This is a genomic window from Streptomyces sp. NPDC002817, from assembly GCF_053592055.1.
In genome coordinates this window covers 55,887-82,160 of record NZ_JBSFUY010000009.1, presented here as the reverse complement: position 1 = coordinate 82,160, position 26,274 = coordinate 55,887, and the positions used below count along the sequence as shown (strand labels likewise).

At 71.0% G+C, this 26,274-nt stretch carries 26 protein-coding genes and 1 pseudogene; 9 read left to right on the top strand and 18 right to left on the bottom strand.

Going from position 1 to position 26,274, the window contains the following annotated elements; genetic code table 11:
* Nucleotides 1-39: 39 nt before the first annotated feature.
* The 5 genes from wecB to ACWD3I_RS19355 form a co-directional block, all read right to left on the bottom strand.
* Nucleotides 40-1,173 (bottom strand): non-hydrolyzing UDP-N-acetylglucosamine 2-epimerase, encoded by a 1,134-nt coding sequence (gene wecB / locus ACWD3I_RS19375; RefSeq protein WP_365398997.1) that lies wholly within the window; start codon nt 1,171-1,173, stop codon nt 40-42.
* A 3-nt stretch (nt 1,174-1,176) separates the two neighbouring features.
* Nucleotides 1,177-2,436: a nucleotide sugar dehydrogenase gene (locus ACWD3I_RS19370; protein ID WP_365399000.1), complete on the bottom strand. Its 1,260-nt coding sequence runs from the start codon at nt 2,434-2,436 to the stop codon at nt 1,177-1,179.
* Nucleotides 2,436-3,206, bottom strand: coding sequence for a WecB/TagA/CpsF family glycosyltransferase (locus ACWD3I_RS19365; protein ID WP_365399003.1), 771 nt, complete (start codon nt 3,204-3,206; stop codon nt 2,436-2,438). Before ACWD3I_RS19365 ends, ACWD3I_RS19370 begins: the two co-directional genes overlap by 1 nt.
* Nucleotides 3,203-4,366: a hypothetical protein gene (locus ACWD3I_RS19360; protein ID WP_365399006.1), complete on the bottom strand. Its 1,164-nt coding sequence runs from the start codon at nt 4,364-4,366 to the stop codon at nt 3,203-3,205. The genes ACWD3I_RS19365 and ACWD3I_RS19360 overlap by 4 nt, the downstream gene beginning before the upstream one ends.
* A gap of 269 nt (nt 4,367-4,635) precedes the next feature.
* Complete coding sequence (locus ACWD3I_RS19355) at nt 4,636-5,235, bottom strand: acyltransferase (protein WP_365399009.1); 600 nt, start codon at nt 5,233-5,235, stop codon at nt 4,636-4,638.
* A 440-nt stretch (nt 5,236-5,675) separates the two neighbouring features.
* Here ACWD3I_RS19355 and ACWD3I_RS19350 point away from each other — a divergent pair, with 440 nt between their 5' ends.
* From ACWD3I_RS19350 to ACWD3I_RS19335, 4 genes are read left to right on the top strand one after another with little or no spacing between them, the layout of a single operon-like run.
* Nucleotides 5,676-6,605 (top strand): ABC transporter ATP-binding protein, encoded by a 930-nt coding sequence (locus tag ACWD3I_RS19350; RefSeq protein WP_365399012.1) that lies wholly within the window; start codon nt 5,676-5,678, stop codon nt 6,603-6,605.
* On the top strand, nt 6,605-7,432 hold the full coding sequence (locus ACWD3I_RS19345) for an ABC transporter permease (protein ID WP_365399015.1): 828 nt from the start codon (nt 6,605-6,607) through the stop codon (nt 7,430-7,432). The genes ACWD3I_RS19350 and ACWD3I_RS19345 overlap by 1 nt, the downstream gene beginning before the upstream one ends.
* Before the next feature lie 26 nt (nt 7,433-7,458).
* On the top strand, nt 7,459-8,784 hold the full coding sequence (locus ACWD3I_RS19340) for a sensor histidine kinase (protein WP_365399018.1): 1,326 nt from the start codon (nt 7,459-7,461) through the stop codon (nt 8,782-8,784).
* Nucleotides 8,781-9,443 carry a response regulator transcription factor gene (locus ACWD3I_RS19335; protein WP_365399021.1) on the top strand — a complete coding sequence of 221 codons (663 nt, stop codon included), beginning with the start codon at nt 8,781-8,783 and terminating at the stop codon, nt 9,441-9,443. Before ACWD3I_RS19340 ends, ACWD3I_RS19335 begins: the two co-directional genes overlap by 4 nt.
* Nucleotides 9,444-9,678: 235 nt before the next feature.
* On the opposite strand, the gene ACWD3I_RS19330 is transcribed toward ACWD3I_RS19335, so the two are convergent.
* The 3 genes from ACWD3I_RS19330 to ACWD3I_RS19320 are packed head-to-tail and all read right to left on the bottom strand — an operon-like array spanning nt 9,679 to nt 12,337.
* Nucleotides 9,679-10,554 (bottom strand): metal ABC transporter permease, encoded by an 876-nt coding sequence (locus ACWD3I_RS19330; RefSeq protein WP_365399024.1) that lies wholly within the window; start codon nt 10,552-10,554, stop codon nt 9,679-9,681.
* A complete protein-coding gene (locus ACWD3I_RS19325) occupies nt 10,551-11,402 on the bottom strand; it encodes a metal ABC transporter ATP-binding protein (protein ID WP_365399027.1) in 852 nt (283 codons plus the stop codon). Before ACWD3I_RS19325 ends, ACWD3I_RS19330 begins: the two co-directional genes overlap by 4 nt.
* Nucleotides 11,399-12,337: a metal ABC transporter solute-binding protein, Zn/Mn family gene (locus ACWD3I_RS19320; protein WP_365399030.1), complete on the bottom strand. Its 939-nt coding sequence runs from the start codon at nt 12,335-12,337 to the stop codon at nt 11,399-11,401. Before ACWD3I_RS19320 ends, ACWD3I_RS19325 begins: the two co-directional genes overlap by 4 nt.
* A 236-nt stretch (nt 12,338-12,573) precedes the next feature.
* On the opposite strand from ACWD3I_RS19320, the gene ACWD3I_RS19315 reads away from it, so the two are divergent.
* Complete coding sequence (locus tag ACWD3I_RS19315) at nt 12,574-13,689, top strand: Nickel transporter NicT (protein WP_365399032.1); 1,116 nt, start codon at nt 12,574-12,576, stop codon at nt 13,687-13,689.
* A gap of 483 nt (nt 13,690-14,172) precedes the next feature.
* Here the strand turns inward: ACWD3I_RS19315 and ACWD3I_RS19310 are convergent, their stop codons facing one another.
* On the bottom strand, nt 14,173-14,736 hold the full coding sequence (locus ACWD3I_RS19310) for a hemerythrin domain-containing protein (RefSeq protein ID WP_365399035.1): 564 nt from the start codon (nt 14,734-14,736) through the stop codon (nt 14,173-14,175).
* A gap of 594 nt (nt 14,737-15,330) precedes the next feature.
* Here ACWD3I_RS19310 and ACWD3I_RS19305 point away from each other — a divergent pair.
* Nucleotides 15,331-15,810 carry an SRPBCC family protein gene (locus ACWD3I_RS19305; RefSeq protein ID WP_365399038.1) on the top strand — a complete coding sequence of 160 codons (480 nt, stop codon included), beginning with the start codon at nt 15,331-15,333 and terminating at the stop codon, nt 15,808-15,810.
* 60 nt (nt 15,811-15,870) lie between these two features.
* On the opposite strand, the gene ACWD3I_RS19300 is transcribed toward ACWD3I_RS19305, so the two are convergent.
* On the bottom strand, nt 15,871-16,134 hold the full coding sequence (locus tag ACWD3I_RS19300) for a hypothetical protein (RefSeq protein WP_365399041.1): 264 nt from the start codon (nt 16,132-16,134) through the stop codon (nt 15,871-15,873).
* 33 nt (nt 16,135-16,167) lie between these two features.
* On the bottom strand, nt 16,168-16,671 hold the full coding sequence (locus ACWD3I_RS19295; RefSeq protein ID WP_451084119.1) for a hypothetical protein: 504 nt from the start codon (nt 16,669-16,671) through the stop codon (nt 16,168-16,170).
* A 107-nt stretch (nt 16,672-16,778) separates the two neighbouring features.
* On the opposite strand from ACWD3I_RS19295, the gene ACWD3I_RS19290 reads away from it, so the two are divergent.
* Nucleotides 16,779-17,570 carry an SAM-dependent methyltransferase gene (locus ACWD3I_RS19290; RefSeq protein WP_365399044.1) on the top strand — a complete coding sequence of 264 codons (792 nt, stop codon included), beginning with the start codon at nt 16,779-16,781 and terminating at the stop codon, nt 17,568-17,570.
* Here the strand turns inward: ACWD3I_RS19290 and ACWD3I_RS19285 are convergent.
* The 7 genes and pseudogenes from ACWD3I_RS19285 to ACWD3I_RS19255 form a co-directional block, all read right to left on the bottom strand.
* Nucleotides 17,559-17,837 (bottom strand): annotated as a pseudogene (locus ACWD3I_RS19285) (SDR family NAD(P)-dependent oxidoreductase); the annotation flags it as partial. The gene ACWD3I_RS19290 and the pseudogene ACWD3I_RS19285 sit on opposite strands and share 12 nt — an antisense overlap.
* A complete protein-coding gene (locus tag ACWD3I_RS19280; RefSeq protein ID WP_365399047.1) occupies nt 17,834-18,763 on the bottom strand; it encodes a fumarylacetoacetate hydrolase family protein in 930 nt (309 codons plus the stop codon). The pseudogene ACWD3I_RS19285 and the gene ACWD3I_RS19280, both read right to left, overlap by 4 nt.
* Nucleotides 18,764-18,770: 7 nt before the next feature.
* Nucleotides 18,771-19,703, bottom strand: a complete 933-nt coding sequence (locus ACWD3I_RS19275) for a VOC family protein (protein ID WP_365399050.1) — start codon at nt 19,701-19,703, stop codon at nt 18,771-18,773.
* 4 nt (nt 19,704-19,707) lie between these two features.
* Nucleotides 19,708-20,706 carry an amidohydrolase family protein gene (locus ACWD3I_RS19270; RefSeq protein WP_451084118.1) on the bottom strand — a complete coding sequence of 333 codons (999 nt, stop codon included), beginning with the start codon at nt 20,704-20,706 and terminating at the stop codon, nt 19,708-19,710.
* Nucleotides 20,703-21,833: an FAD-dependent oxidoreductase gene (locus ACWD3I_RS19265; RefSeq protein WP_365399053.1), complete on the bottom strand. Its 1,131-nt coding sequence runs from the start codon at nt 21,831-21,833 to the stop codon at nt 20,703-20,705. The genes ACWD3I_RS19270 and ACWD3I_RS19265 overlap by 4 nt, the downstream gene beginning before the upstream one ends.
* Before the next feature lie 23 nt (nt 21,834-21,856).
* Complete coding sequence (locus ACWD3I_RS19260; RefSeq protein ID WP_365399056.1) at nt 21,857-22,819, bottom strand: cyclase family protein; 963 nt, start codon at nt 22,817-22,819, stop codon at nt 21,857-21,859.
* Nucleotides 22,816-23,799, bottom strand: coding sequence for a fumarylacetoacetate hydrolase family protein (locus tag ACWD3I_RS19255; RefSeq protein ID WP_365399059.1), 984 nt, complete (start codon nt 23,797-23,799; stop codon nt 22,816-22,818). Before ACWD3I_RS19255 ends, ACWD3I_RS19260 begins: the two co-directional genes overlap by 4 nt.
* A 115-nt stretch (nt 23,800-23,914) precedes the next feature.
* Here ACWD3I_RS19255 and ACWD3I_RS19250 point away from each other — a divergent pair, with 115 nt between their 5' ends.
* Both ACWD3I_RS19250 and ACWD3I_RS19245 read left to right on the top strand, forming a co-directional pair.
* Nucleotides 23,915-24,898, top strand: coding sequence for a LysR family transcriptional regulator (locus tag ACWD3I_RS19250; RefSeq protein WP_365399063.1), 984 nt, complete (start codon nt 23,915-23,917; stop codon nt 24,896-24,898).
* 114 nt (nt 24,899-25,012) lie between these two features.
* The gene (locus tag ACWD3I_RS19245) at nt 25,013-26,188 is read left to right on the top strand and encodes an MFS transporter (RefSeq protein ID WP_365399066.1); all 1,176 of its coding nucleotides are present in this window, start codon (nt 25,013-25,015) and stop codon (nt 26,186-26,188) included.
* Nucleotides 26,189-26,274: the final 86 nt, after the last annotated feature.

The window sequence follows — 26,274 nt, the reverse complement described above, 5'->3', positions numbered from 1 at the left end:
TAGCGACCAGATGTTCGACGAGCATATGTTTCAGGCGGATCATATGGGGAGTGATGGGTCACCGGGTCTCGGCTGATCAGTGGGTCTGGGGCGGGTGTTCGCGGTGCCTCCGGCCAGCAGCACCTCGGCGATGCGGTCGCTCGCGCGGCCGTCCCAGAGTTCGGGCCGGCGCGGCGCGGGAGGCGCGTCCAGTACGCGGTTCACCGTGGCCACGATGCGTGCCGGATCCCGGCCGGCCAGCGCGTTGGTGCCCTGCTCGACGGTGATGGGCCGCTCGGTGTTGTCGCGCAGGGTCACACACGGCACGCCCAGCGCGGTGGTCTCCTCCTGCACCCCGCCCGAGTCGGTCAGCACGACCCGCGCGGAGTCCTGCAGGGCGATGAAGTCCAGGTATCCGGCGGGCGGTACGAGCCTGATGCCCCCGGGGACACCGATCTCGGCAAGCCGCTCCGCCGCCCGCGGGTGCACGGGCAGCAGGAGCGGGCAGCGGCCGGCGATCTCGCCCAGGGCCTTCAGGAGCCCGGCGAGGACCTCGGGGTCGTCGACGTTGGCGGGTCGGTGCAGGGTGACCAGGCCGAACTCGCCTCTGGTCAGGCCGTATCGGTCGAGGATGTCCGAGGCCCTGGCCCGCTCCAGGTTGGTCAGCAGCGTGTCGATCATGACGTTGCCGACGAGGTGGATCTGGTCCTCCCGGTACCCTTCCGCGCGCAGGTTCTCGACCGCGTCCGGCGAGGGGGCCAGGAGGTAGTCGCTGACGCGGTCGGTGGCGACGCGGTTGACCTCCTCGGGCATGCCCCAGTCGCGGCTGCGCAGACCGGCCTCGACATGGGCGAGCAGCGGCCCGGCCTTGGCGGTGACCAGGGCGCAGGCCAGCGTGGAGTTGATGTCGCCGACCACCACGACGATGTCCGGCTTCACCTCGTCCAGGAGCGGTTCGAAGGCGGTCATCACCCGGCCGGTCTGTTCGGCGTGGCTGCCCGAGCCGACCCCGAGGAAGCGGTCGGGCGGCCGGATGCCGAGGTCGGCGAAGAACACGTCGTTCATCGCCGGGTCGTAGTGCTGGCCGGTGTGGACGAGGACGACCTCGGCGCCCCGGCTCTCCAGGGCGTCCATCACCGGTTTGATCTTCATGTAGTTGGGGCGGGCCCCGGCGACGCAGACGATGCGCGGCATGGTTCAGAGCACCTCGATCGTGGGTGCCGACGGCAGCCGGCGGCGGCAGTCCAGGACCAGGGGAGCGTGTTCGGCGACGAGTTCGTAGTCGAAGCCGTCATGGTCGGTGAGCAGGACCACCACATCGGCGGCCGACAGCTCCTCCGGGGTGGGCTCGACCCGCACCAGGCGGGTGTCCACCGGCAGACTCTCGACCACATGCGGGTCCGCCGCCCTGACCTGGGCCCCCATGTCGAGCAGCAGTTGGGAGATGCGCAGGGCGGGCGACTCCCGGGCGTCGCCGGTGTTCTTCTTGTACGCCAGGCCGAGCAGCAGGATGCGCGAGCCGTTCACCGAACGGCGTCTGGCGTTGAACAGGTCGCTGATGCGGCGCGCCACGTACTCGGGCATGTGGTTGTTGATGTCGTTGGCCAGCTCCACGAACCGGAAGCTCTGGCCGAGTTCGCGCTGCACCCGCCAGGACAGGTACGAGGGGTCGATCGGCAGGCAGTGACCGCCGACGCCCGGTCCGGGCGTGAACTTCATGAAGCCGAACGGCTTGCTGGAGGCGGCCTCGATGGCCTGCCAGACGTCGATGTCCAGGTGGTGGGCGAACATCGCGATCTCGTTGACCAGGGCGATGTTCACATGACGGAAGGTGTTCTCCAGGAGCTTGGCGAGTTCGGCCTCTTTGGGCGAGCTCACCGGCACGGTGGTGTCGACGAGTTCGGCGTAGAAGTCCTGAACTGCCTTGAGGGAGGCGGCGTCGACGCCGGAGACGACCTTCGGGGTCTCCTGGAAGCCCCAGACGGCGTTGCCGGGGTCGATGCGCTCCGGGCTGTAGCCGAGGTGGAAGTCGGCGCCCGCGGCCAGGCCCGAACCGTCCTCCAGGAGCGGGCCGAACAGCTCCTGGGTGGTACCGGGATAGGTGGTCGACTCCAGGACGACGGTGGCCCCGGGGCGCAGATAGCGGGCGAGGGTGACCGCCGACTCCTTGATGTACCGCAGGTCGGGGGTGCCCTCGTGCAGCGGGGTCGGGACGGTCACGACGGCGATGTCGAACCCGCCGCAGTCGCGGGCCGATTCGCTCGGTCTGTAGGTGCCGTTGTCCAGCGCCGCGCGGATCCGCTCGGAGGAGACGTCCTCGACGAAGGACTCGCCGGCGGCCAGGCTCTTGATCCGCCGGGCGTCGACGTCGTAGCCGATCACCTCGTGTCCGACCTCGGCGGCGCGGATGGCCAGCGGCAGGCCGACGTATCCCTGTCCAACCACGACGACACGCATCAGTGACTCCTGTTCGCGGAAGCGGCCTGCGGGGAGAGCCGGATGAACTCGCGCGCCGTCATGAGGACGAAGGCGGCATTGGTGGTGAGATAGCGCCGGCCCAGGCGCCGCGGCTCCTGCAGCGTGCGGTAGAGCCACTCGAGCCCCATCCGCTGCCAGGCGGCGGGGGCCCGCTTGGTGATCCCGGCCAGGATGTCGAAGGAGCCACCGACGCCGTGCACGACCCGGGCGCCGGTGCGCGCGCCGTGGGCGGCGGTGAAGATCTCCTTCTTCGGCGAGGTCATGCCAAGGAAGAGCATCTGGGCGCCGCTGTGCGCGATGGTGTCCGCGATGGCTTCCTGCTGGCAGTCGTCGAAGTAGCCGTTGCGGCTGCCGGCGACCTTGAGACCGGGGAAGCGGACGGCCACCCGGCGCAGCATCTCCTCCAGCACCTCCTGCCTGGCGCCGAGGAAGTACACCGAGATGCCCGCCGACTCCGCCTCGCCCAGCAGCCGCAGGAAGAGGTCGATCCCGGCCACCCGCTCCGGCAGCGGGGCGCGCAGCACCCGGCCGGCCCAGACCACGGCCTGTCCGTCGGCGACGACGAGATCGCACCCGGACACGGCCTCGGCGAGCCTGGGGTCGCGCCGCATGTTCACCAGCTTCGCGGCGTTGACCACCCCGATCTCCAGCTGGCGGCCGTCCCGGACCGCGTCGAGGCAGCGCTGCACGGTCTCGTCCATGGTCAGCGGGTCCAGCTCGACCCCGAACAGGGTCCGGCGCTCGCTCATATCCGGCCCCCCTGCCAGGCGTGGAGCATCCAGCCGAACTCGTACGGGCGGCACTCGCGGTCCACGGACAGGGGGCGGTACACCCGGTCCAGGGGCTTCAGCCGCAGGCCCGGTACGACCCGGGTGCCGAGGCCCCGGGCGGCGCGTACGGCCTTCTTCGGGTCGCCCCGGTAGACCTTGCGCCAGGTGGCGCCGAGCTCGTCGAGGATCAACGGCTCATGGCCGGCGCCCAGTTCGGGTACGTCCGACATCCAGCGCAGGCCCTTGCGGATCGCCGCGCCGAAGTCGCTGCCGCCGGCGTCGGTGAGGTCGAACAGGGCGGTCGGTGCCATCGCGTGCTGGTGGACGCTGTAGACCGGATAGCCCTCCACGACGGCGCCGGTGCGCGCGTCGTAGTGCCACCACCACTGCCCGCCGTCGCCCTGAAGCTCGCAGATGCGCTTCGCGCACGCCTCGGACGCGGCGAGGGCCTCCGGGTCGCCGCCCTGGTCGTCGCTGGCGTGGGCGCGGGCCAGGGCCTGCAGCGGGTACGTCTGGTCGGCGAAGCAGGCCACATGTGCCCGGTACCAGGGCACCAGGCCGGGGCCGGTGGCGTGCGGGAACAGCGGGCTGTCGCCGATGCGGGCCCGCAGCAGACGGTCGCGGGCGGAGGTGAAACGTCTCTCCACGTCGACCGTGCCGCGAGCGGCCGCGAGCGCGGACAGCACCCATGCGGCCTCGACGGTGTACTGGGGCCGGCCCTCCTCGTCCAGGGCCTCGACCCGTGCGAGGGCGTCGGACAGTTTGGGGTGCCCGGTCTCGGCGGCGGCCCAGGCGATGAGCGCCGCGTCACCGAGATTGGTCACCGCGGGCAGCGACTCGATCAGCAGACCCGTGAACTCCTGGGCGGTGCGTCCCGCGAGCACCGCGCGCTGGCGGTCCTCGGGGAGGAACTCGACTCCCAGCGCGGTGATGGCCGCGTACCGGGTGCTGGTCCCGCGCCGGTCCAGGGTCCAGGAACCGTCGGAGGCTTTGCGCCCGGACATGGTGAAGGAGAAGGCTTCACCACCCGGGAGCAGCATCTCCGGGAGCCCCAACTCGGCTACCGACAGAAGCCGTTGGGCGAGCGAGAGCAGTGGCGGTTCCTCATGACCGAGTGCCGCCAGGCGTGTGTTGGTCATCTTTTGGGCACACCAACCCCCCTGTGGGTCCTGTTTTGTGCAGACTGGGATCGCCGCTGGCACGGATGGCCATACGGCGGAAGAAGGTGGACGTCAGGCGCCGGAGTGGTCGTCGCTCCTGGCAGCAGGCATAGGTGTCCCCACCCCGTAACCCCCCCTGGGCACTACTGGTTCGTGTGCCCATTGTGCTCGGTCTGCACAGATCGCACACACGTTATGCCTGTAGATGTTCGATGATTTGCGTTTTTAGGGAACAACGGGAACGGGAGTCACGAGCGTTCGACGAGCTCGCCGTCCTTCTCGTCGAACAGTTCGCCCGTCTCGGGACACTCCCACACGCCCGACTCGCCCTCCCGCGCGGCCAGTCGTACGCCGGCCCGGCCGACCCAGCCGATCCGGCGCGCCGGAACGCCGGCCACGAGCGCGAAGTCGGGCACGTCCCGGGTCACCACGGCGCCCGCCGCGACGAGCGCCCAGCGGCCGATGTGCACCGGCGCCACACACACCGAACGGGCCCCGATCGACGCCCCCTCGGCCACCACCACCGCCACGGCCTCCCAGTCGCCGCCGCGCTTCAGCCGGCCCTCCGGGTCCACCGAGCGCGGGAAGTAGTCGTTGGTGAAGACCGCCGCGGGGCCGACGAACACCCCGTCGGCGAGCACCGCTGGTTCGTAGACCAGCGCGTAGTTCTGGAGCTTGACGTTGTCGCCGATCCGCACGCCCGGGCCGACATACGCCCCCCGGCCCACGATGCACCCGCTGCCCAGCCGGGCGTCCTCCCGAACCTGGGCCAGGTCCCAGACCGTCGTCCCGTCGCCGATCGTGGCCGTCTCGTCGACCTGGGCGGTCGGCTGGATCCTGGAACTCATCGGGATGGGCCTCTCTTCTCGAACAGAGCTGGAAGCGTCGCCCCACCAGGGTGGGTGCAGAGGGAAGGGTTCGTCACGACGAGATCCGGACCGCGACCGGCACGGGGTGCTCGGCCGGCATACGGGTGATGGGGCGCGGACGGGTACCTGAGCCACCGGACGACAGGAGTGCCTTCACGAGATCACCATACTTACGCCACACGCGACGAAGAAAGGATTCCGCGCAGGTCGGCCGGTTCCGGGCACCCCCGGCACCCCGGGCATCCCGCGCGTCCCGGCGAGGTCATCCTCCAGGCTGACCTGCCGTTGGTACCGCGGTACCAGTGGCGGCACGAAGTGACATCCGCGGGCCCAGAGACGGGAACGAGGGCGCCCCTAGCGTGAGTGAGGAGAGACGTCACGGGTCCGCCGTGGCGGTGCGACGCGAAAGACGACTCCCGATGATCGAAGTACGCGACCTGACCAAGCGGTACGGGGACAAGACAGCCGTCGACGGACTGAGCTTCACCGTCAAGCCCGGCGAGGTCACCGGATTCCTCGGCCCCAACGGCGCCGGAAAATCCACGACCATGCGCATGGTCATCGGTCTGGACGCGCCGACCACCGGCACGGCCACCGTCAACGGCCGCCGCTACGCGGAACACTCCGCACCGCTCCAGGAGATCGGCGCCCTGCTGGAGGCCAAGTCGGTCCACCCGGGCCGCTCGGCCGTCGGCCACCTCATGGCCCTGGCCCACACCCACGGCATCCCGCGCCGCCGGGTCGACGAGGTCATCGAGCTGGCCGGGCTGACCAGCGTGGCCGGAAAGCGCGTCGGCGCCTTCTCGCTCGGCATGGGCCAGCGGCTCGGCATCGCCGCCGCCCTGCTCGGAGATCCGGCCGTCGTCATGCTCGACGAACCCGTCAACGGCCTCGACCCGGAAGGCGTGCTGTGGGTACGCAACCTGCTGCGCAACCTGGCCGACGAGGGCAGGGCCGTGATGCTCTCCTCGCACCTGATGAGCGAGACCGCACTGATCGCCGACCACCTGGTGATCATCGGCCGGGGCCGGCTGCTCGCGGACACCACCGTCGACGACTTCACCCGGGAGGCCGGGGGCGGCGGAGTGAAGGTCGCCACCGCCGAGCCGGCGAGACTGCGAGCGCTGCTGGCCGGACCGGACGTCCTCATCTCCTCCGGCGCCACGGAGGAACTGCTGGTCTCCGGACGCGGCTCCCGCGAGATCGGCCTCATCGCCGCACGGCACGGTGTGCCGCTGTACGAACTCACCCCCCAGTCCGTCTCCTTGGAGGAGGCGTTCATGGAGCTCACCCGTGACGAGGTCGAGTACCAGAGCGCCCCGGCCGAGACCGCCCGGAAGGCCGGCTGATGACCGCCCCGACCCTCTCCGTCGTACGCCCTCCCTACAAGGTCACCGGCCCGCGTGTCCTGCGCGCCGAATGGGCCAAGTTCTGGTCGCTGCGCTCCAGTTGGATCACCCTGGGCGTCGCCCTGCTCCTGCTCGTCGCCATCGGCGCGATCGCCTCCGCCACCTACAGCCCCGACGCGGTCGCGGGCGACGGTCCGCCCGGACCGGGCGGCGGCGGTGCCAGTGACGCCGTCAGCCTGGCCCTGACCGGACTGACCTTCGCCTCGCTGGCGATCGGAGTGCTCGGCGTGCTGGTCTCCGCGGGCGAGTACAGCACCGGCATGATCCGCTCCACCCTGGCAGCGGTGCCCAGGCGACTGCCGGTGCTGTGGTCGAAGAGCGCCGTCTTCGGGGCCGTCGCCCTCGTCATCACGACCGTGGCCGCACTGGCCGCCTTCACGCTGGGCGGTCTGGGCCTGGACGGCGAGAAGATCGCACTGTCCCTCGGTGACGACGGTGTGCTGCGCAGCCTCGTGGGTGCCGGCCTCTACCTCGGCCTGGTGGCCGTGTGGGGCGTGGCCCTGGGCGCGCTGGTGCGGTCCACCGCCGGAGGCATCGCCATCCTGGTCGGCGTACTGCTCATCCTGGGCGGCCTGGCCACTCTGCTGCCCGACTCCTGGGAGGACACCGTCACGCCGTACCTGCCGGGCAACGCCGGCAGTGCCGTCTACGCCCTGCACGAGGCCTCGGACTCCCTCAGCCCGGGGGCGGGCCTCGCGGTCTTCGTCGGGTGGGTGGCGCTGACGCTCGCCGGTGCGGCGTACCGGCTGGCGCGGACCGACGTCTGATCGACGCAGACCCGACAATGGGACGCATGAGAGCCCGGCAGACGGACCAGGGCCCGAAGGCGGTGGTGTCACCGTCCTCCGGGCTCGACGCCGCATGGGCGCACCCGGTGCTGGGCCGGCTGCTGCGCGGGCAGCGGCGCCAGCAGGGCCTGGACCGACGTCATCCCTGGCTGTTCGACACCGTCGTGGTCCTGGCCGTGGCCGCCGTCAGCCTGCCCGATGTGTTCACCGGCGGCGACGAGGGCCCGTTCGGCGGAGCCCGGCAGGGGTCCGACGTGCCGACCTGGGGGATGGCAGTCGGCGCGATCGCCCTCGTCCTGCCGCTGTGGTGGCGGCGCAGGGCGCCGGCCGTCGCCTTCTTCGTGATCTCGCTGATCTCACTGGTCCAGTGGTCGCTGGGGATCTGGCAACAGGCCGGAGTCAGCCTGCTCGTCGCCCTCTACAGCCTGGCGTTGCGCGGCTCGCTGCGCACGCTCGCCTGGGCGGCCGGACTGATCGTCCTGGAGACGACCCTGGCCGTCTGTGTCCTGGTGCCGGTGGACCGGCCGCTGGTCGGCCTGTTCTTCCTGCTGGGCACCACGACGGCCGCGGTGACCCTGGGCCTGACCTTCCGCACGCGCCGGCTCTACATGGCGGCGCTGGAGGACCGGGCCGAGCGGCTGGAGATCGAGCGGGAGCAGCGCGAGCGCCTCATGGCCGCCACCGAACGCTCGCGCGTGGCCCGCGAGATGCACGACATCGTCGGCCACAACCTCTCCGTCATGGTCGGCCTCGCCGACGGCGCCGCCACCCTCGCCGCACACGGTGGGCGGGAACCCGTGGAAGCCCTGCGCCTCATCGGCGACACCGGGCGGCAGGCGATGGGCGAGCTCCGGCGCACCCTCGGCGTTCTGCGGGACCAGCCGGAGGACGCCTCGCTCAGCCCGCTGCCCGGCATCAAAGACCTGGACGCGCTGCTCACGCGCGTCCGCGCGGCGGGACTGAAGGTCACGTACCGCACGGGCGGCGATCCGGCCGCGCTCGGCGACGGCGTTCAGCTGACCGTGTACCGCATCGTCCAGGAAGCCCTCACCAACACGCTCAAGCACGCCGGTGCGGGAGCCGCGGCGGAGGTGACCGTCGCCGTGGAGGACGGTGGAGTCCATGTCCGGGTGACCGACAGCGGGCCACGGCACGGAGAAGGCCCGCGGCCGGCGACCGAGCCCGGACACGGTGTCGTCGGCATCCGGCAGCGGGCCGCGCTGTACGGCGGGGTCGTCACCATCGGGCCGCGCGACGGCACCGGTGGCTGGGTCGTGGACGTCCTGCTCGACGCCCCGGCCAGGCCCGAACCCGGGGAGCGCGTCTCATGACCACCGTCCTCATCGCCGACGACCAGCCCCTGCAGCGCCTCGGCTTCCGCATGCTGCTGACCGGCACCCCCGGCATGACCCCCCTCGGCGAGGCCGAACACGGCGCCGAGGCGGTGCGCATGGCCGCCGAACTGCGCCCCGACGTCGTCCTGATGGACGTCCGGATGCCCGGCATGGACGGCATCGAGGCCACCCGCCGCATCGTCGCCGCCGGCGGCCGCACCCGCGTCCTCATCGTCACCACCTTCGACCTCGACGAGTACGCCTACGCGGGCCTGCGCGCGGGAGCCAGCGGTTTCCTGCTCAAGGACGCCCGGCCCGAGGAACTCATCGCCGGTATCCACGCCGTCGCGACGGGCGACGCGGTCGTCGCCCCCAGCCTGACCAGACGTCTGCTGGACACCTACGTCCATCAGGTCGCCCCGCCGCCCACCGCCGCCCCGGACCCGCGCGTCGCCGCGCTCAGCGGACGCGAGCACGAGGTGCTGGTCGCCATCGGCCGGGGCTGGACCAACACGGAGATCGCCGAGCGGCTGAGGCTCACCGAGTCCACGGTGAAGAAGCACGTCAGCCGGGTGCTCGCCAAGGTCGGGGCGCGCGACCGCATCCAGGCGGTGATCGTGGCGTACGACGCGGGCCTGGTCACACCACGGTCCTGAACGCCCCGCCGCGGCCGGCGACGATCAGCGGCGGCATGATGGGGGCGGCGTAGGAGCTGTCGGGCGGCCCGAGGCCGCCTCACCGGAACAGCTCACGGCCACGGCGGAATCGCCGGCGACGCTCGTGGTCAGCGGCCTGCCGGCGACCGGTACGACGGGCCGGTCCTGGGCGATGCCCGAAGGGGCGGTCCCGCGGGACCGCCCCTGACATGGAAGTACCTTGCGCGGCCGACGCCTAGGAGGCCAGGGCCGTCCCGCGCGCTCCCCACCGGCGTTCGCGCCGCCTGCCCGTCACGCGGCAGACGACGTAGATCGTGAACGACACGGTGGTGACATAGGGACTGATCGGGATGGAGCTGCCGAGCGCGAGCAGGATGCCGCCCTCGATCGAGAGGACCGCGAACAGCACGCTCAGCGCGGGGAGCAGCACCGGCGACGCCGTGACGCGAGCGGCGGCCGCGGCCGGCGTGACGACGAGGCTCAGGACCAGCAGTGCACCGACGGCCTGCACCGACAGGGCCACCGCGAGCCCCAGCACGAGCATGAACGCGAACGACAGCGCGCGCACCGGCACCCCCCGTGCCTCGGCGACGTCCGGGTCGGCGCTGGCGAAGGACAGCGGCCGCCACATGACCGCCAGCGCGACCACGACCAGCGCCGAAGTGCCCAGCAGCCAGGCCATCTGCGGGGTGTCGACCGCGACGATCTGCCCGGTCAGCAGACCGAACTTGTTGGCCGCCCGCCCTTTGTAGAGGGCGAGGAAGAGCACGCCCAACCCGAGCCCGAACGGCATGATGATGCCGATCACCGAGTTGCGGTCCCGCGCCCGAGCCCCCAGGACCCCGATCGTGCCGGCCGCGAGCAGCGAGCCGACGATCGAGCCCACCACGATGTTCGCGTCGAGCAACAGTGCCGCCGACGCCCCCGCGAAGGACAACTCGCTGATGCCGTGCACCGCGAACGGCAGGTCACGCATCATGACGAAGACCCCGGCGAGACCGCCGACCAGTCCGAGGGCGGCTCCGGCGACGAGCGAGTTGCGGACCAGCGCGAGGAGTTCGCCGTAGTTGTCGAAGCTGAAGATCTGCTGCCAGACCCCGTCGGCCGTCATGAGCGCACCTCCTGGATCTCAGGGCTGTGATGAGGCGGCGCGGCCGTCTCGTCGGGGGCACCGACGACCACGACCCGCCCCTGGACACGGACGACGTCGACCCGTGTGCCGTACAGCTCCGACAGGGCCGCGGAGGTCAGGACGTCCTCCGGCGCACCGACTCGGTGACCTGCCCGGGCCAGGTACACCACCCGGTCCACCAGGCCGAGCACCGGATTGATCTCGTGGGTCACGAAGACCACGGCCGTGCCGTGCGAACGGCGGCGGGCGTCGACCAGTTCGGTGACGGCCCGCTGGTGGTGCAGGTCGAGCGAGAGCAGCGGTTCGTCGCACAGCAGGATCCGCGGATCGGTCGCCAACGCCTGCGCGATGCGCACGCGTTGGCGTTCTCCGCCGGACAGCATGCCGAGCGGGACATCCGCGTACGCCGACGCCCCGACCGACTCGAGGATCTCGTCGACCCTGCGGCGGACGGCGGTTGTGCGCAGCCGTGGTCCGAAGCGGTGCCCGTCGATGCCGAAGCGTACGAGGTCGCGGGCGCGCAGCATGGCCTGCGCCGACAACTCCGCCTGCTGGGGTACGTATCCGAGCTGCCGTGCCGCCTCGCGGGGAGAGCGGCCCAGGACGGTCAGCGTCCCGGCGGACAGGGGCTGCCGGCCCAGCAGGGCCTTGACGAAGCTGGTCTTGCCGGCCCCGTTCGGCCCGAGCACGGCCACGAACTCGCCGGGCCGTATGTCGAGTTCGAGGTCGCTCCAGAGGACCCGCTCGCCGTACGACAGGGCGGCCCCGCGCAGGCTGATGACCGCACCGGTTCCGCCCTGCGCCGGGATCCGGCCTGGGCCCCTCACTTGTCCAGCGCGCCCGCGAGCGCGTCGACGTTGGAGGTCATCCAGCCGAGGTAGTCCTTGCCGCTGGGCAGGGTCTCGGTCACCGGGACGACGGGGATGCCGGCCGCCTTGGCCGCGGCCTCGGCCTTCTCGGTCTGCGGGCCGGAGGTCTGCGCGTTGTAGACCAGCGCCTCGACCTTCTTGCCGGAGAACAGTGCCAGCGCGGCCTGGAGGACCTTGGGGGAGACGTCGCTGCCTTCCTCGATGGACTCGCTGAACTCCGCGGGCGTCGCGTTCTTCAGCCCGCTCGCCTCGATCATGTACAGCGGCACGGGCTCGGTGATGGCCACGGCCTCACCGCCGTGCTCCTTCTTGATCTGCGCCTCCTTCGCCTCCAGCGGCTGGAGCTTCGCTTTGAAGGCCTCGGCGTTCTTGGTGAAGCCGGCCGCGTCGTCCGGGTCGGCCTTGCCGAGGGCGGCGGCGATGCTGTCGGCGATCTTGGAGACGGTGGGGAAGTCGTACCAGACGTGCTCGTTGAGCTCGCCGCCCTGCGGCGCGGTCTTGCCGGAGATCCTGACGGCGTTGACGACCTCGGCGGAGGAGTTGCCGCTCTTCAGCATCCGGTCCACGAAGTCGTCGTAGCCGCCGCCGTTCTCGACGACGACCTTGGCCTTCGACAGGGCCAGCTGGTTCTGGGTGTTGGCCTCGTAGGAGTGCGGGTCCTGGTCCGGGTCGCTGATGATCGAGGTGACATCGACCTTCGTTCCGCCTATCTGCCCGACGATGTCGCCGTAGACGTTCGTCGAGGTCACGACCGGTATCGCGGAGGCGGCGGCCGGGCTCTGCGAGGCGCTCCCGCCGCTGTCGGAGTCCGACGAGCTGCCGCAGCCTGCCAGGACGACCAGCGAGGCGCCGGTGATCAGGGCGGCCAGGCGCCGGGACGGGAACGTGGACATGGATCCTCCGCGAGGGGGTGGAGCAAGGGGACACACGCCACGCTAGATGAAAATGAATGTCAGAAGTATGGCCGAATCCGATCCATGTGAAAATCATTGCCAATACTTGACGTGGGTGGCGGCTGAAACCTGACGCGGGCTTTGCCGCTGTCTGGTTGTACCTGCACATCATTCGCAGAAGCCTGGGGGGCGCGGCTGAAGACGGCCGTTCGTCGACGAGTAAGGCCCGCGCCCCCATGACCACCGCTCACCGCATCCGCACCTCGATGACCCGGAAGGAGTGGGCGAGTCTCGGCGGGATGGCCGCGTTCATCCTGGCGCTGCATGTCATCGGCTGGTTCACGCTGGTGGTGATCGTCGCGCCGGAGCACTACAGCCTGGGGGCGAAGAGCTTCGGGATCGGCATCGGTGTCACCGCCTACACCCTCGGTATGCGGCACGCCTTCGACGCCGACCACATCGCCGCGATCGACAACACCACCCGGAAGCTGATGAGCGAGGGGAAGCGGCCGCTGTCGGTGGGCTTCTGGTTCTCGCTCGGCCACTCCAGTATCGTCTTCGCGCTCGCCTTCCTGCTCTCGCTCGGGGTGAAGGCGCTGGCCGGACCGGTCGCGGACGACGGCTCCGCACTGCACAGCGTCACCGGCTGGATCGGCACCACCGTCTCCGGGACCTTCCTGTACCTCATCGCGATCATCAACATGGTGATCATGGCCGGAATCTGGAAGGTCTTCCGGCAGATGCGCACCGGCCACTTCGACGAGGCCGCCCTGGAGGAGCAGCTCAACAACCGGGGCTTCATGAACCGCCTGCTGGGCCGTCTGATGAAGTCGATCACCGAGCCGTGGCAGATGTACCCGCTGGGTCTTCTCTTCGGCCTCGGCTTCGACACGGCGACCGAGATCGCGCTGCTCGTGCTGGCCGGCTCGGGCGCCGCCTCCGGGCTGCCCTGGTACGCGATCCTGTGTCTGCCGGTCCTGTTCGCGGCCGGTATGTCCCTGCTGGACACGATCGACGGCTCGTTCATGAACTTCGCCTACGGCTGGGCGTTCTCCAAGCCGGTCCGCAAGGTCTACTACAACCTCACCATCACCGGACTGTCCGTCGCCGTCGCGCTCCTCATCGGCACGGTCGAACTGCTCGGCCTCATCGCCGAACAGGCCGACCTGCACGGCCCGTTCTGGGACCGGGTCTCCGGCCTCGACCTCAACATCATCGGCTACGTCGTCGTGGCACTGTTCTTCGCCACGTGGGCGGTGGCCTGGCTGGTGTGGAAGGTCGGCCGGATCGAGGAGAAGTGGACGGCGGGCCTGGCTCGTCCCACCGCGCTCCCGTCGGCCGAGGAGGGCTGACCGGGGCGGCTCATGACCGCCGGCGCCTTCGTGCACAGGCCGTCCGGGACGAACCGGATGCCGCGGCGCCAGGCACCGTGGGCGACCTCGGTGGCGGCGCGCGTGTGTTGGCAGGCGGGCGGCGTCCGGGTAGCGGCCGACGGGGCACGTCATCGACGGCGGGGTCGGTGGGCCGGCGACTCGCGGAGCGGCCCCTCCGAGCTGCCCCCTGAGCACGCGGCGATCGTGGCGGTTCCCATGCTCCGGGCACCCGGCGCGAGGGCCTCGCGTACGTGTTCGCGTGCGTGAAGAACCGTCTGCGGGCCGTCCTCGGCGGCGTGCTCGGCACGGAGGCCGGCTCCATCGTCCCCGGGCTCGCCCTGGCGCATGTCGGCCCGACCGAGGCCCGGTTGATCCCGCCGGCCGAGGCGTCCAGACTCAGGGCTCGTGAGGACACGCCCGGCAAGGGCAGGCCCGCCGCCCCAAGGGGCCGTCCCGGGCGGGTCAGTCCTTCTTGCCGCGTCCGGTCAGGGTGTCGCGCAGCCGGTCGATCATCCCGACGCCCGGTGCCAGCAGCTTGTTGGCCGGGGGCGTGCTCGGTGTGGAGGGGTGCGGGCGGGTGGGGGCGACCTTCTTGGCCTGGCGGACCTTGTCACCCAGGGCGTCGAGGGCCTCGGGGGGACAGGACGCGCGGAGCCTGGGGAAGAGGTTCTGCTCCTCGTCGGCCAGATGCGAGCGGATCTCGGTCATCAGCATCGTCATGAGCCGGTCGAATTCGGGATCCCCGGCGTCGCAGCCCTCCAGCTCCTTCATGAGCCGCTCGGCCCGGGCATGGTCCTCGATCTCCTGGTCGGCCAGGGCGTCCCCGTCCGCCACGTGCTCGCGCACGGCCGGATAGAGATAGGCCTCCTCGGCCACGGAGTGCCGCACCAGTTCCATCGTGACCTGGTCGGCGTAGAGCTTGCGGTCCTTGTCACCGGGCGCGAGACCGTCGATCCGGCCGAAGAGCTCCTCGACCTCCCGATGATCGGTCATCAGCTCGTCGATGACGTTCCCACCATGGCCCATGTCCTTCACCTCCCTGAACACGGCGGCCCGGACGGCCGCCCGCGGTCCCGAGTGCCCCGTCGAAGGCGGGCCCACACGACAGGCGCGCGTACGCCGGTGAGGCCGGCGCGGGCCAGTTCCCAGGCGGTGCCGAGGCCCGCGATGCCGCCACCGACGACGTCGACGTCGACGTCGACCGTGAGGCCGGATTCCAGAGGCGGGTCGGGCGGCGGGTTCCCGGCACAGCAGGTGGAGGTTCATGCCGCGCACCGTCCCGGTGTGGTCGCGGGCCGGCGTGTGGAACGGACAGTTGCCCAGCACGACGGCCTCGCTCTCGTGCCGAGGCGCGAAACCGTGCTGCTCCAGCGGCTCGAAGACCGTCGTCGCGTCCCGCCAGCCCCATTCCGTGGCCTTGCAGGGCAGCACGGTCCGTACGGGCTCCCCGGTCGCCGCCGACGCCAGACGCGCTCAGCGGTACCACGGCGGGCGGCAGCATCCGCAGCCGGGCACCGACCGTGGAAGTCACAGCCTCTGAGCACTCATACGCACCGGCGGTCTTCGCTCCGTTTCCGCTGGGTACCCGGGGCGGACGACGAGAGTTGAGGAGGAGAGCTGATGAGCACGGTAAAGGAATCGGTGGACGTCGAGGTCCCCGTCCACACCGCCTACAACCAGTGGACGCAGTTCGAGGAGTTCCCGCAGTTCATGGAGGGCGTCGAGGAGGTGCGGCAGCTCGACGACAAGCACAACCACTGGACGACGAAGATCGGCGGGGTGCGGCGCGAGTTCGACACCGAGATCGTCGACCAGCTCCCGGACGACCGGATCACCTGGCGTGTCGTCGAGGGCGACGTCCGCCAGCGCGGCACGGTCAGGTTCCAGGAGCTGGACCCGACGCACACGCGCGTGGAGCTCACGATGGACGTCGAGCCCAGCGGTGTCGCCGAGAAGAGCGCGGACATGCTGGGTGTGCTCGACCGCCGTATCAAGGGAGACATGCGGCGCTTCAAGGACTACATCGAGCACCGCGGCGGCGAGTCCGGTGCCTGGCGCGGCCGCATCCGGCCCGGCGAGCCCGGTTCACCGCTCACCTGAGCCGCTCGTGAGCCGGGAGTCACGCTCGTGAGCCCGGGAGTCACCGGGTGCCCGGCGGTGTCAGCGCCACGGTGGTGGGACGGCGGTCATCTGCCGCAGCACATCCCAGTCGTCCGGCCTCATCCCGGGCTCGGCCCACCGGGCACCGGTGGCGACCCGGAGCCCGCGCAGTTCGCGCACCTGTGAGACGGAGTCGTCGCCGATGCCGGACTCGTTGCCGCAGCATGGGCAGATGACGTACTGCGGAACGCCGTGCTGGTCGAACAGTGCGTCGGAGTCGTCGTATCCGCAGATCCGGCAGGCTGTCTCGGTCCTGTTCCCCACGGTCGCAGCGTATCGATCGCCCGGGAGCGGCGATCAGCGGGCGACGGCGGAACAGGACGGTGCCGGGTGTCCCCTCGGGTGCCCGCCCGCTCCTCCGGCGCGGTCCGCGTCTCCTGCGGCTCCGTCCGGCCGTCCGCGCCGGCCCGGCAGGACCGCGAGGACGATCAGCATGCCGGCGGCCAGGACGATCCCGCCGACGAGACTGGTCCGGGCGACGCCGTGGGCGAAGGAATCGTGCACGGCGTCGAGCACGGCCTGCGCCTGCTGCGGAGTGGCACCCGGGGCCCTGGCGACCTGCTCCGCGCCCCCGAGGCCGCCGCCCACCGAGTCCTTGGCCGTCTCCAGCGCGTCGTGCGGCAGCTGTCCGCCGACCAGGTGCGGGGCCATGTCGAGGGCGGCCACGATCAGCGACGTGTTCGCCATGACGACGATCAGCAGGCTCAGACAGAGCGCCATCAGGGCCCACCGGCGCCGACACCTCGGACAGCTGATTGCCCATCGATGTGCAACTTGGGTTGATGCTCGAGAGTGTGCCATTGATGCGTGGCCCGCACTCCCGACCCGGTCGTTTCCGGGCAGCGCTTGACGTGCCGTACCGGCAGGCGGTGAGGTGAGGCCAGATCAGATCAACTCCGGGAGTTCGCATGCCACTTGACGCCAAGCTCATCAACAGCGACGTGCCCCACTCCGCCCGGATCTGGAACTACTGGCTGGGCGGCAAGGACTGCTACGAGATAGACCGCCTCGTCGGCGACCAGATCGTCGAGGCGAACCCGCAGATCCTCGACATAGCCCGGGCCCAGCGGGCCTTCCTCGTCCGTACGGTGGAACACCTCGTCCGCGAGGTGGGCATACGCCAGTTCCTGGATGTCGGCACGGGCCTGCCCACCGCCGACAACACCCACGAGGTCGCCCAGCGGATCGCCCCGGAGACCCGAATCGTCTACGTCGACAACGACCCCGTCGTGCTCGCCCACGCAGAGGCGCTGCTCACCAGCTCGCCCGAGGGCGTGACCGCCTATATCGACGCCGACATCCGCGACCCCGAGGGCATCCTGCGGACCGCCGCCGAGACGCTGGACTTCACCCAGCCCATCGCGCTCGTGCTGCTGGGGATCACCGCCCACATCGTCGACGACCAGGCGTACGACATCGTCGGGCGCCTGGTCGAGGCGCTGCCCTCCGGAAGCCACGTCGTGCTCTGCGACGACACCGAGGTGCTCGACCCCGAGGCCATGCGCACCATGATCGAGCAGTGGAACGAGGCGGGCGACAACCCGCGGGTCAACCGGAGCCCCGAGGAGCTGGCCCGCTTCTTCGACGGCCTGGAGCTGGTCGACCCCGGGGTGGTCTCGGTGTCCCGCTGGCGCCCGGGGCCCGCCGGGAGCGAAGGGCCGGAGGTCGACGACTTCGGGGGTGTGGGCCGCAAGCCGTGACGGCGGCGCGCGCGGCCACGGCCGCTCGGCGGCGATGCCCGCGTTGTTGACCAGGCCGTGGATCTGACCGTACGACTCCCGCAGTTCCGCGGCGAGTTCGGCCGAGTCCTCGTCGCTGGTGACGTCGAGGCGGCGACAGCCCGGGGCGTCCGTGACGTCGGTGGCGACGACCCGGGCGCCCTCCCGGGTGAGGGTCTCGGCCTCGGCGGCGCCCTGGCCGCGAGCGGCGCCGGTGACGACCACCACCTTGGCCTTCAGCCGCTTCACGGCCGCTCCCGGGCGCGGCGACGGCCGGTCGGCAGCGGCACCCGGTCGACACCGGCGACCACGGTGTTGGAGACGGTGCCGATGCCCTCGACGGTGAGCGTCACGGTGTCGCCGGGCTTGAGCGGCGGCGGGTCCTGGCGGCCCTTCACGCCCCAGAGTTCCGCCAGACAGCCGCCGTTGCCGCAGGTGCCCGAGCCGAGGACGTCACCGGGGCGGACGACGGTGCCGCGTGAGGCGTAGGCGGCCATCTCCTCGAAGGTCCAACTCATGTTGGAGAGCAGGTCCTCGCCGATGACCTCACCGTTCACGGAGGCCGTCAGGGACAGCCGCAGGAACCCGTCGGTGTCCCGGTACGGCTCCAACTCGTCGGCGGTCACCAGGTAGGGCCCGAGCGTGGCGGCCGTGTCCTTGCCCTTGCAGGGGCCGAGGTTGACCTGCATCTCACGGGACTGCAGATCGCGGGCGGACCAGTCGTTGAGGATCGTGTAGCCGACGATGTGGTCCCGGGCCTGCTCGGGCGTGAGGTCCCGGCCCTCGCGGCCGATGACCGCGGCGACCTCCAGCTCGAAGTCCAGGACCCGCGAACCCGGGGGCACGGGCACGTCGTCGTAGGGCCCGATGACCGCGTAGGGGTTGGTGAAGTAGAACGTCGGGCCGTCGTACCAGGCCTCCGGTACCCCGGCGTCGCCGTCGATCGAGCGCCGTACGCCCTCGACGTGTTCCTCGAAGGTGACGAAGTCCCGGACGGTGGGGGGCTGGAGAGGTGCCAGCAGGCGTACGTCGGCCAGCGGCACGGCGGTTCCGGCCGGGCGCACGCCGAACGCGGCCTCGACCGGTGAGGTGCCGTCGGGCAGATGACGTACGACGGTGTCCTCGACGACACCGACCCGACGGCGGCCTTCGTGGAGATAGGTGGCTATACGCACGCGGACCTCACACCGGCGGGGCGACGAACACGCCGCGGTCGACGTCGTTGAACGACTCCTTGGCGACCAGTTCGTTCATCGGGTTGGCGGTGCCCCACTGGTCGGCGATCTCGGGCTGGGAGAAGTCGTAGACGTGCGGGTGCCAGGTGTCCTCGTCCAGCAGCTCCAACTCCGTCGTGTACTCGACCGTGTTGCCGTGCGGGTCCAGGAAGTACGTGAAGGTGTTGTCGCCCGCGGTGTGCCGGCCCGGGCCCCAGAGCTTTGTGTGGCCGGCCCGGATCACCCGGCCGGAGCCGCGCAGGTACTCGTCGATGCCGCGCATCTCGAAGGAGACGTGGTGCAGGGCGGTGTGCGGGCCCTGAGCGATGGCCATGGAGTGGTGCTGGTTGCTGATCCGCATGAAGTGCATGGCCTCGCCCATGCGCGGGTGCATGAGGGTGTCGGAGAGCCGGAAGCCCAGGTGGCGCTCGTACCACTCACGGGTGACGTTGAGATCGGGGGAGTTGAGGACGACGTGCGACAGCTTGACCGGGATCGCCTCCTTCTCCTCGATCCTGCGGTGCTGCCGGACCTCGACGTCCGCCGAGACCTCGATGGTGCGGCCGTCGACGTCGAAGAAGCGGAAGCCGTACCCGCCACCGGGTGTGTCGACCTTGCCGGGCTGGGAGATCAACGGCACGCCGCCCGCGAGCAGTTCCTCGGCGAGGGTGTCCACGTCGGCCACGGAAGCGGACCCGTACGAGACCAGGTCCAGGCGCTTCTCCTCGGCCTTGCGCAGCCGCACGACGTACTGCTCCGGCGAGCCCTCGGCGGCCAGGAAGGAGATCCCGGAGTCCTCGGCGACCTTGGTCAGGCCCCAGACGCCGGCGTAGAAGTCGAGCTGCTTGTCGTAGTCGGGCACGGCGAGGTCGACGTGCCGCAGGTGGGTGAGCAGACGCATGAGGTCAGTCCTTCCGGAGGAGGGCGGCGGCGTTGCCGCCCCGTACTGCGTGGAAGTCGGGGTCGGAGAGCCGGGCCGCGCGCAGGGCGCCGACGGGGTCCTCGGTACCCATGTCGAAGGGGAAGTCGGAGCCGAGCACCACTCGGTCGGCGCCGGCGACCCGGATCAACTCCCGGAGCACGTGCGGGTCGTGGACGAGGGAGTCGAACCAGATCCGCCTGAGGTAGCTGCTGGGCAGGTGTGCGCAGCCGGTGCCCGCGTCGGAGCGGGCCGACCAGGCGTGGTCGGAGCGGCCGATGTGGGTGGGCAGATAGCCGCCGCCGTGCGCGGCGACGACTTTGAGGCCGGGGTGGCGGTCCAGCACCCCGGAGAAGATGAGGTGCGAGAGCGCGACGGCGTTCTCCGCGGGCTGGCCGACGACGTTGGACAGGTACCACCGGTCCAGGCGCTCGTCGAGGGTGCAGCCGAAGGGGTGCAGGAAGAGGATCGCGCCGGTCGTCTCGGCCAGGGCCCACAGGGGGGCGTAGGCCGGGTCGGAGAGTTCCCTGCCGGGGGCGTGGGACGAGATCTCCACTCCCGACAGGCCCTGGTCCAGGGCGTGGGCGAGGGCACGCACCGCCTGTCCGGGATGTTGCAGCGGGACGATGCCCAGCCCGCGGAGCCGGTCGGGTGCCTGCGCGCAGTGCGCGGCCGTCGCCTCGTTGGCGAGGCGGTACACCTTCTCGGCCGTCTCCTCGTCCGCCCAGTAGTGGTAGTGCGAGGGGGAGGGGCTGACCAGCTGGACGTCCACGCCCTGGGCGTCCATCGTGGCCAGCCGCACGGAGACGTCGGTCGCCTTCGGGACGATGGAGCGGACCATCGGGCCGCTGACCGCGAGGGACGCGGCGCCGTTGCGGCGGGCGTCCAGCGCCTTGGCCTCGGCCAGGCCGGGGAGACCGGCGACGGTCTCCTCGACCTCGGGGACCAGGAGGTGGGCGTGCATGTCGACGGTGGGTGCGGTCACGGCAGTTCCTTGAGGATGGTCATCGTGCGGCCGATCAGCCCGGGCACGTCGGCGTCACGGACGCCGTCCAGCTGCCACTGCCCGATCTGCAGGGACGCCTCGACGACGGTCCGCACCCGGGGAATGCGGCGCTCGTAGTAGGCCTGGAAGAGGTCGTCGTCCCAGTCACGCCCGCTCGTGAGCAGCTCCGCGAGGACGGAGGCGTCCTCCAGGGACTGGGCCGCGCCCTGGGCGATGGTGGGCGGGCAGCAGTGGGCGGCGTCGCCGACGAGGACGACCCGGCCGCGATGCCAGGAGCCCTCCACCAGCAGCTTGTCGAACCACGTGTAGTTGACCTTCGCCGGGTCCGTGATGTGCTCGACGATCTCCGGCCAGACACCGCCGTACGCCCGCGCGAGCCGGCGCATCTCGTCGGCGTAGGTCTCCGGTGGGATCGAGGCACGGTCGCGGTTGGCCTCGACGACGTACGCGTAGATGGTGTTCTCGCTGGTCGGGCAGTAGCCGGCGATGTAGGCCGGGCCGCCGTAGGCGAGGTCGGTGCGGGTGACGCCCCCCGGGCGCGGGGCCGGCGTGCGCCAGATGGCCATGCCGGTCGGCTCCGGTCTGTCGGCGATGCCGATCGCGGCGCGCGTGGTGGAGTTCAGACCGTCGGCGGCGATCACCAGGTCGTAGCGGCCGGTCGTGTCGTCGCTGAAGCGCACCGAGACACCGTCGGCGTCCTGCTCCAGGGTCCCGGCCGTGGTGCCCAGCCGGACCGTGGCTCCGCAGGCGCGGACCGCGTCGATGAGGATCTGCTGGAGCCGGGGCCGCTGCATGCCGAGCGTGGCGGGCAGGTCCTCGCCGCCGGTGCGGATGTCCTCGTTCTCGTGGATCACGGTGCCGTCGGGGATGGTCACGCCGAGCGAGCCGAAGGCGTACCCGGAGGCCGACACCTCGTCCCACACGCCGAGTTCGCGCAGCACGCGCAGGGCGTTGCCCTGGAGGGTGATGCCGGAGCCGGTGGTGGCGTTCCAGTCCGGCCTCGCCTCGATCAGCTCCACGGCGAGGCCGGCGCGGCGCAGCAGGATCGTCACCGCGTTGCCGGAGGCACCGCCGCCTATGACGAGGACTCTGCGAGGTGTGCTCATGGGGAACTCCCTTGTTCCGCCGGTTACTTGACGGCGATCGGGTTGACCGGGGAGCCGACGGCCCCGGTGATGGGCAGGGGCGCGGCGGTGAGCCAGAACTCGTACACACCGTCCGCCGCACAGTCGGCGGCGAGCGTGTCGAGGTCCCACATCTCGCCGATCAGCAGGCCGATGTGCGGGATGGCGACCTGGTGCAGCGGCTGGAAGGCATGCTCGAACTCGTTGGGCCGTACCTCGAAGCCCCAGGTGTCGGTGGCGATCGCGGCGATCTCGGTGCGGTGCAGCCAGCCGGCCGTGGTGAACGACAGTCCGGCGGAGCCGCCGCCCGCGTAGTCGCCCCAGCCCTCGCGCCGGGCCCGGGCGAGGCGTCCGGTGCGGACGGCGACGATGTCACCGCGGCCGACACTCACGCCGTGGGCCTCGGCGGTCGCGGTCAGGTGCTCCTCGGTGACGGCGAAACCGTCGGGCAACTCGCCGTCCGTGCCGATCACCTGGCCCACATCGAGGAGCACGCCCCGGCCGGCGACATGCGGTGCCATGTGCTCGATGCCGGTGACGAGGTCACCGTCGGAGGTGACGACCTTCTCGGCCCGCCGTCCGTTCCAGGCATCGCCGTGGTCGAAGATGTGCCCGAGCCCGTCCCACTGCGTCGAGCACTGCAACGGCATCGCGATCACGTCGTCGGCGCCGCCGATGCCATGAGGGAAGCCCTGGTTGCCGAGGGCCGCGTCGGTGCCGGTGTCGAGCATGGTGTGCACGGGGTTGGTGCGCCGCCGCCAGCCCTTCTGCGGGCCGTTCATGTCGAAGGACTGCGAGAGGGAGAAACTCACGCCGCGCCGGACGAGCGCGGCACCCTCGCGCCGCTTGGCCTCGTCGAGGAAGTTGAGCGTGCCGAGCACGTCGTCCTCGCCCCAACGCCCCCAGTTGGAGTACGCCTTGGCGGCCTCGGCGATCGCGCCCTCGGGGTCGGTCCGGTCGAGCGTCACCGTGGCACCTCCGCGGTACAGCGCGTGCGCTGGGCGCCCAGACCCGTGATCGACCCGTCCATCACGTCGCCGTCCCGCAGCAACCGGCCCCAGTGCATGCCGTTTCCGGCCGGGGAGCCCGTCAACACCAGGTCACCGGGGAGGAGTTGAACGGTCCGGGAGGTGTACGACACGATCCGCGCGACGCCGAAGAGCATGTCCTTGGTCGACTCGTCCTGCATCGTCTCGCCGTTCAGCCGGAGCGTGACCCGCAGGTCACCGGGGTCGGAGAGCGAACCGGCCGGCACGATCCACGGGCCGAGCGGGGTGAAGCCGGGCGCGTTCTTGGAGCGCAGCCAGTCCGTGCCGATGGCCTTCATGTCCCGGCGGAAGACGGTGGCGCGGTCGGTGAGGTCGTTGGCGATGGTGTACCCGGCGACGTACTCCAAGGCCTCCTCGACGGACACCCGGTAGGCGGGCCGGGAGATCACGGCCGCCAACTCCAGTTCCCAGTCCGGCTGTTCCGCCCAGGACGGGAGCACGACGTCGTCGTACGGGCCGGTGATCGCGCTCGGCAGCCCGATGAAGACGTACGGCAGGTCCTCGGCGGCCCGGCGATCCATGATCTCGGCGATCTCGGCCCGCGCCTCCTCGACCGTGCGCGGATCGTCGGGGGAGCGGTGGGCGACCTCCAGGTCGATCACGTGCTGCCGGTAGTTGGCGCCGGACTGGAAGACCTGGCGGGGCTCGACGGGAGCGTGGACGCGCAGGCCCTCCAAGGGCCGGCGGTCGCCCTTCGGGTCCGCCGCCAGCTCGTGCAGGCGGGGGAGCAGCTCGGTCCAGCGCTCGAAGACCGAACGGGTCGTCAGGACGGGCTCGTCGAGAGCCGTCCGAAGGTCCAGCACCCGCCCCTCGGGGACCAGGAGGCCGGGGAAAGAGGCCTGGTCAGAGGCGGAGAAGGTACCGAGTGCGAACGGTCCGGAGAAGGCTGCAGATTTCACGGGCGTGTCCTCCTGATGGCGATGTGACTAATCTGGGCCCTGCTCTCGTAATCTGGGAAATCGATTCCGTGGATGCGGATCATCCATGCGAGTTATGACAACCGAAGGGCGCGCGATGAACCTGGCCAGCCTCGATCTCAACCTCGTGGTCGCCCTGCGTGCCCTTCTGGAGGAACGCAACGTCACCCGCGCCGGGCGCCGGGTCGGTCTGAGCCAGCCCGCGATGAGCGCGTCCCTGGCCCGGCTGCGCCGCCACTTCGACGACGACCTGCTCTCCCGCGTCGGCGGCCACTACGAGCTGACCGCGCTCGGCCAGGTCCTCCTCGACCGCACCTCCACCGCCTGCGATCTGCTGGAACGCCTCTTCACCAGCCAGGCGGACTTCGATCCGGCGGTCGAGGAGCGGGAGTTCACGATCGTGTCCTCCGACTACGCGGTCGCCGTCTTCGGCGCCGAACTCGCCCGTACGGTCCACCAGGAGGCCCCCGGTATCCGGCTGCGCTTCGTCCAGACCCCGCCCGGCATCGTCGAGCAGACCGGGACCCTGCTGAGCACCACCGACGGACTGCTCATGCCGCACGGCATCATCAGCGGCTTCCCCACCACCGAGCTCTACCGGGACCAGTGGGTCTTCCTGGTCGCCGACGACCATCCGGACGTGGGCGAGCGGCTCACCCGGGACGATGTGGCGCGGCTGCCCTGGGTGACGTACCAGCGCACCTACGACGCCCCGGCGGTCCGCCAGCTCGGCATGCTCGGCATCGAACCCAAGGTCGAGGTGTCCGTCGACAGCTTCACGGTGCTGCCGTTCCTGGTCGCAGGGACCCGTCGTATCGCCCTGGTCCAGGCGCTCCTCGCCGAGCGGCTGCGCGGCGTGGCCCCCGTGCGGATCATGGAGGCGCCCTACGAGTCCGTGCCTCTCCAGGAAGCCCTGTGGTGGCATCCGGTGCACACCCACGACGCCGCACACATGTGGCTGCGCGAGACGGCGGCACGCGTCGGGGCCTCGGTGACGGGACACGACGTCGAGGCGGCCCAGGAGCAGGGCATCCAGCCGGTGGATGATCCCGATCCGGGAGATCGATCGGCTGAGGGGTAGGCGTGGTGGGCGCGCCGGTTCATAGTCGGGGCAGTTCCTGACGCCCGCCGCTCGGGCGCAGCGTCTCCGGTGCGCAGTCGCCGCACCTCCTGCCCCCTTACGTGGAGCCCCGCCATGCCCGGATCCGTCCCCCTGCGCGCCCCTCTCCTGATGGCCGGCAGCTGTCTGCCCGTCCTCGGCGCGGTCCTGATCGCCCCCGTGCTGCCGAAGATGCAGGACCACTTCGACTCGGTGCCCGGTGCCAAGACGCTCGTCCCCGTGGTCCTGACCGTCCCGGCGCTGGCGCTCGCCCTGCTGGCACCCTTCGCGGGCGTCATCGTCGACCGGCTGGGCCGCAGACGCCTGCTGGTCGTGGCGACCGTGCTGTACGCGCTCTTCGGCACCGCCCCGCTCTGGCTCGACTCGCTCGGCGCGATCGTCGCCTCGCGGGTCCTGGTCGGCATCACCGAGGCCGCGATCATGACCTGCTGCACCACACTGATCGGCGACTACTACACGGGCCGTGTCCGGGACCGCTATCTCGCCCTGCAGACCATGTGCGCCTCCGCCTCCGCCACCGCGTTCTTCGTGATCGGCGGCGCGGCCGGCTCGGCGGGCTGGCGCGCACCCTTCTGGATCTACGCGGTCGGCCTGCTGCTGGCCCCCCTCATGGCGACCGCCCTGCCCAGGCTCCGCCAGGACGACGCCTCCGAAGAACGCACCACCGACTCACGCCCGTTCCCCGTGCGACGGCTGGCCGGCATCTGCGCGCTGACGGTGTTCGGTGCCATGGTCTTCTACACCGTGCCCGTCGAAACGGCCTATCTGCTCGACGATCTGGGCATCACCTCCACCGGCGTCATCGGCCTGGCCACCGCCCTCGCCAGTGCCGCCACGGTGGCCGGGTCGATCGCGTTCACCAGGCTGCCGGGCACCCCCGTGAGCCGGCTGCCCGTGGTGTTCGCGCTGTGCGGCACCGGGTTCGTGGTCATGGCGCTGGCGAGCGGTCCCGTGCTGTTGATCGCGGGCGCGGTGCTCAACTGCCTCGGTACGGGCGTCCTGTTGCCGTCCCTGCTCACCGTCGCGATGTCGAGGCTGGAGTACGCCGACCGCGGGCGCGGTACCGGACTGTGGACGGCGGCCTTCTTCTTCGGTGAGTTCGTGTGCCCGCTGATCCTGATCGGGCTGGAGTCCGTGGTCGGGAGCCTGGCCACCGCCGTCGGCGTCCTGGGGCTCGCCTCGGGGCTGGTCGCCGGCGGACTGCTGCTCGCGGGACGGTCGGCGGTCGTGGAGCACGAGCACGCCGCCTAGGCAGGACGCGGGCGGCGCTCCTCGACGGGGCGCCGCCCTGCGCTTTCAGCCCGTGTGGCCCTGCCCTCTCCACCTGTACGGCCCGG

Bases quoted from the DNA above. Each gene is read 5' to 3' on its own strand.
- wecB (WP_365398997.1), bottom strand. From the start codon at position 1,173: ATGCCGCGCATCGTCTGCGTCGCCGGGGCCCGCCCCAACTACATGAAG.
- ACWD3I_RS19370 (WP_365399000.1), bottom strand. From the start codon at position 2,436: ATGCGTGTCGTCGTGGTTGGACAGGGATACGTCGGCCTGCCGCTGGCC.
- ACWD3I_RS19365 (WP_365399003.1), bottom strand. From the start codon at position 3,206: ATGAGCGAGCGCCGGACCCTGTTCGGGGTCGAGCTGGACCCGCTGACC.
- ACWD3I_RS19360 (WP_365399006.1), bottom strand. From the start codon at position 4,366: ATGACCAACACACGCCTGGCGGCACTCGGTCATGAGGAACCGCCACTG.
- ACWD3I_RS19355 (WP_365399009.1), bottom strand. From the start codon at position 5,235: ATGAGTTCCAGGATCCAGCCGACCGCCCAGGTCGACGAGACGGCCACG.
- ACWD3I_RS19350 (WP_365399012.1), top strand. From the start codon at position 5,676: ATGATCGAAGTACGCGACCTGACCAAGCGGTACGGGGACAAGACAGCC.
- ACWD3I_RS19345 (WP_365399015.1), top strand. From the start codon at position 6,605: ATGACCGCCCCGACCCTCTCCGTCGTACGCCCTCCCTACAAGGTCACC.
- ACWD3I_RS19340 (WP_365399018.1), top strand. From the start codon at position 7,459: ATGAGAGCCCGGCAGACGGACCAGGGCCCGAAGGCGGTGGTGTCACCG.
- ACWD3I_RS19335 (WP_365399021.1), top strand. From the start codon at position 8,781: ATGACCACCGTCCTCATCGCCGACGACCAGCCCCTGCAGCGCCTCGGC.
- ACWD3I_RS19330 (WP_365399024.1), bottom strand. From the start codon at position 10,554: ATGACGGCCGACGGGGTCTGGCAGCAGATCTTCAGCTTCGACAACTAC.
- ACWD3I_RS19320 (WP_365399030.1), bottom strand. From the start codon at position 12,337: ATGTCCACGTTCCCGTCCCGGCGCCTGGCCGCCCTGATCACCGGCGCC.
- ACWD3I_RS19315 (WP_365399032.1), top strand. From the start codon at position 12,574: ATGACCACCGCTCACCGCATCCGCACCTCGATGACCCGGAAGGAGTGG.
- ACWD3I_RS19310 (WP_365399035.1), bottom strand. From the start codon at position 14,736: ATGGGCCATGGTGGGAACGTCATCGACGAGCTGATGACCGATCATCGG.
- ACWD3I_RS19305 (WP_365399038.1), top strand. From the start codon at position 15,331: ATGAGCACGGTAAAGGAATCGGTGGACGTCGAGGTCCCCGTCCACACC.
- ACWD3I_RS19295 (WP_451084119.1), bottom strand. From the start codon at position 16,671: ATGGCACACTCTCGAGCATCAACCCAAGTTGCACATCGATGGGCAATC.
- ACWD3I_RS19290 (WP_365399044.1), top strand. From the start codon at position 16,779: ATGCCACTTGACGCCAAGCTCATCAACAGCGACGTGCCCCACTCCGCC.
- ACWD3I_RS19275 (WP_365399050.1), bottom strand. From the start codon at position 19,703: ATGCGTCTGCTCACCCACCTGCGGCACGTCGACCTCGCCGTGCCCGAC.
- ACWD3I_RS19265 (WP_365399053.1), bottom strand. From the start codon at position 21,833: ATGAGCACACCTCGCAGAGTCCTCGTCATAGGCGGCGGTGCCTCCGGC.
- ACWD3I_RS19250 (WP_365399063.1), top strand. From the start codon at position 23,915: ATGAACCTGGCCAGCCTCGATCTCAACCTCGTGGTCGCCCTGCGTGCC.
- ACWD3I_RS19245 (WP_365399066.1), top strand. From the start codon at position 25,013: ATGCCCGGATCCGTCCCCCTGCGCGCCCCTCTCCTGATGGCCGGCAGC.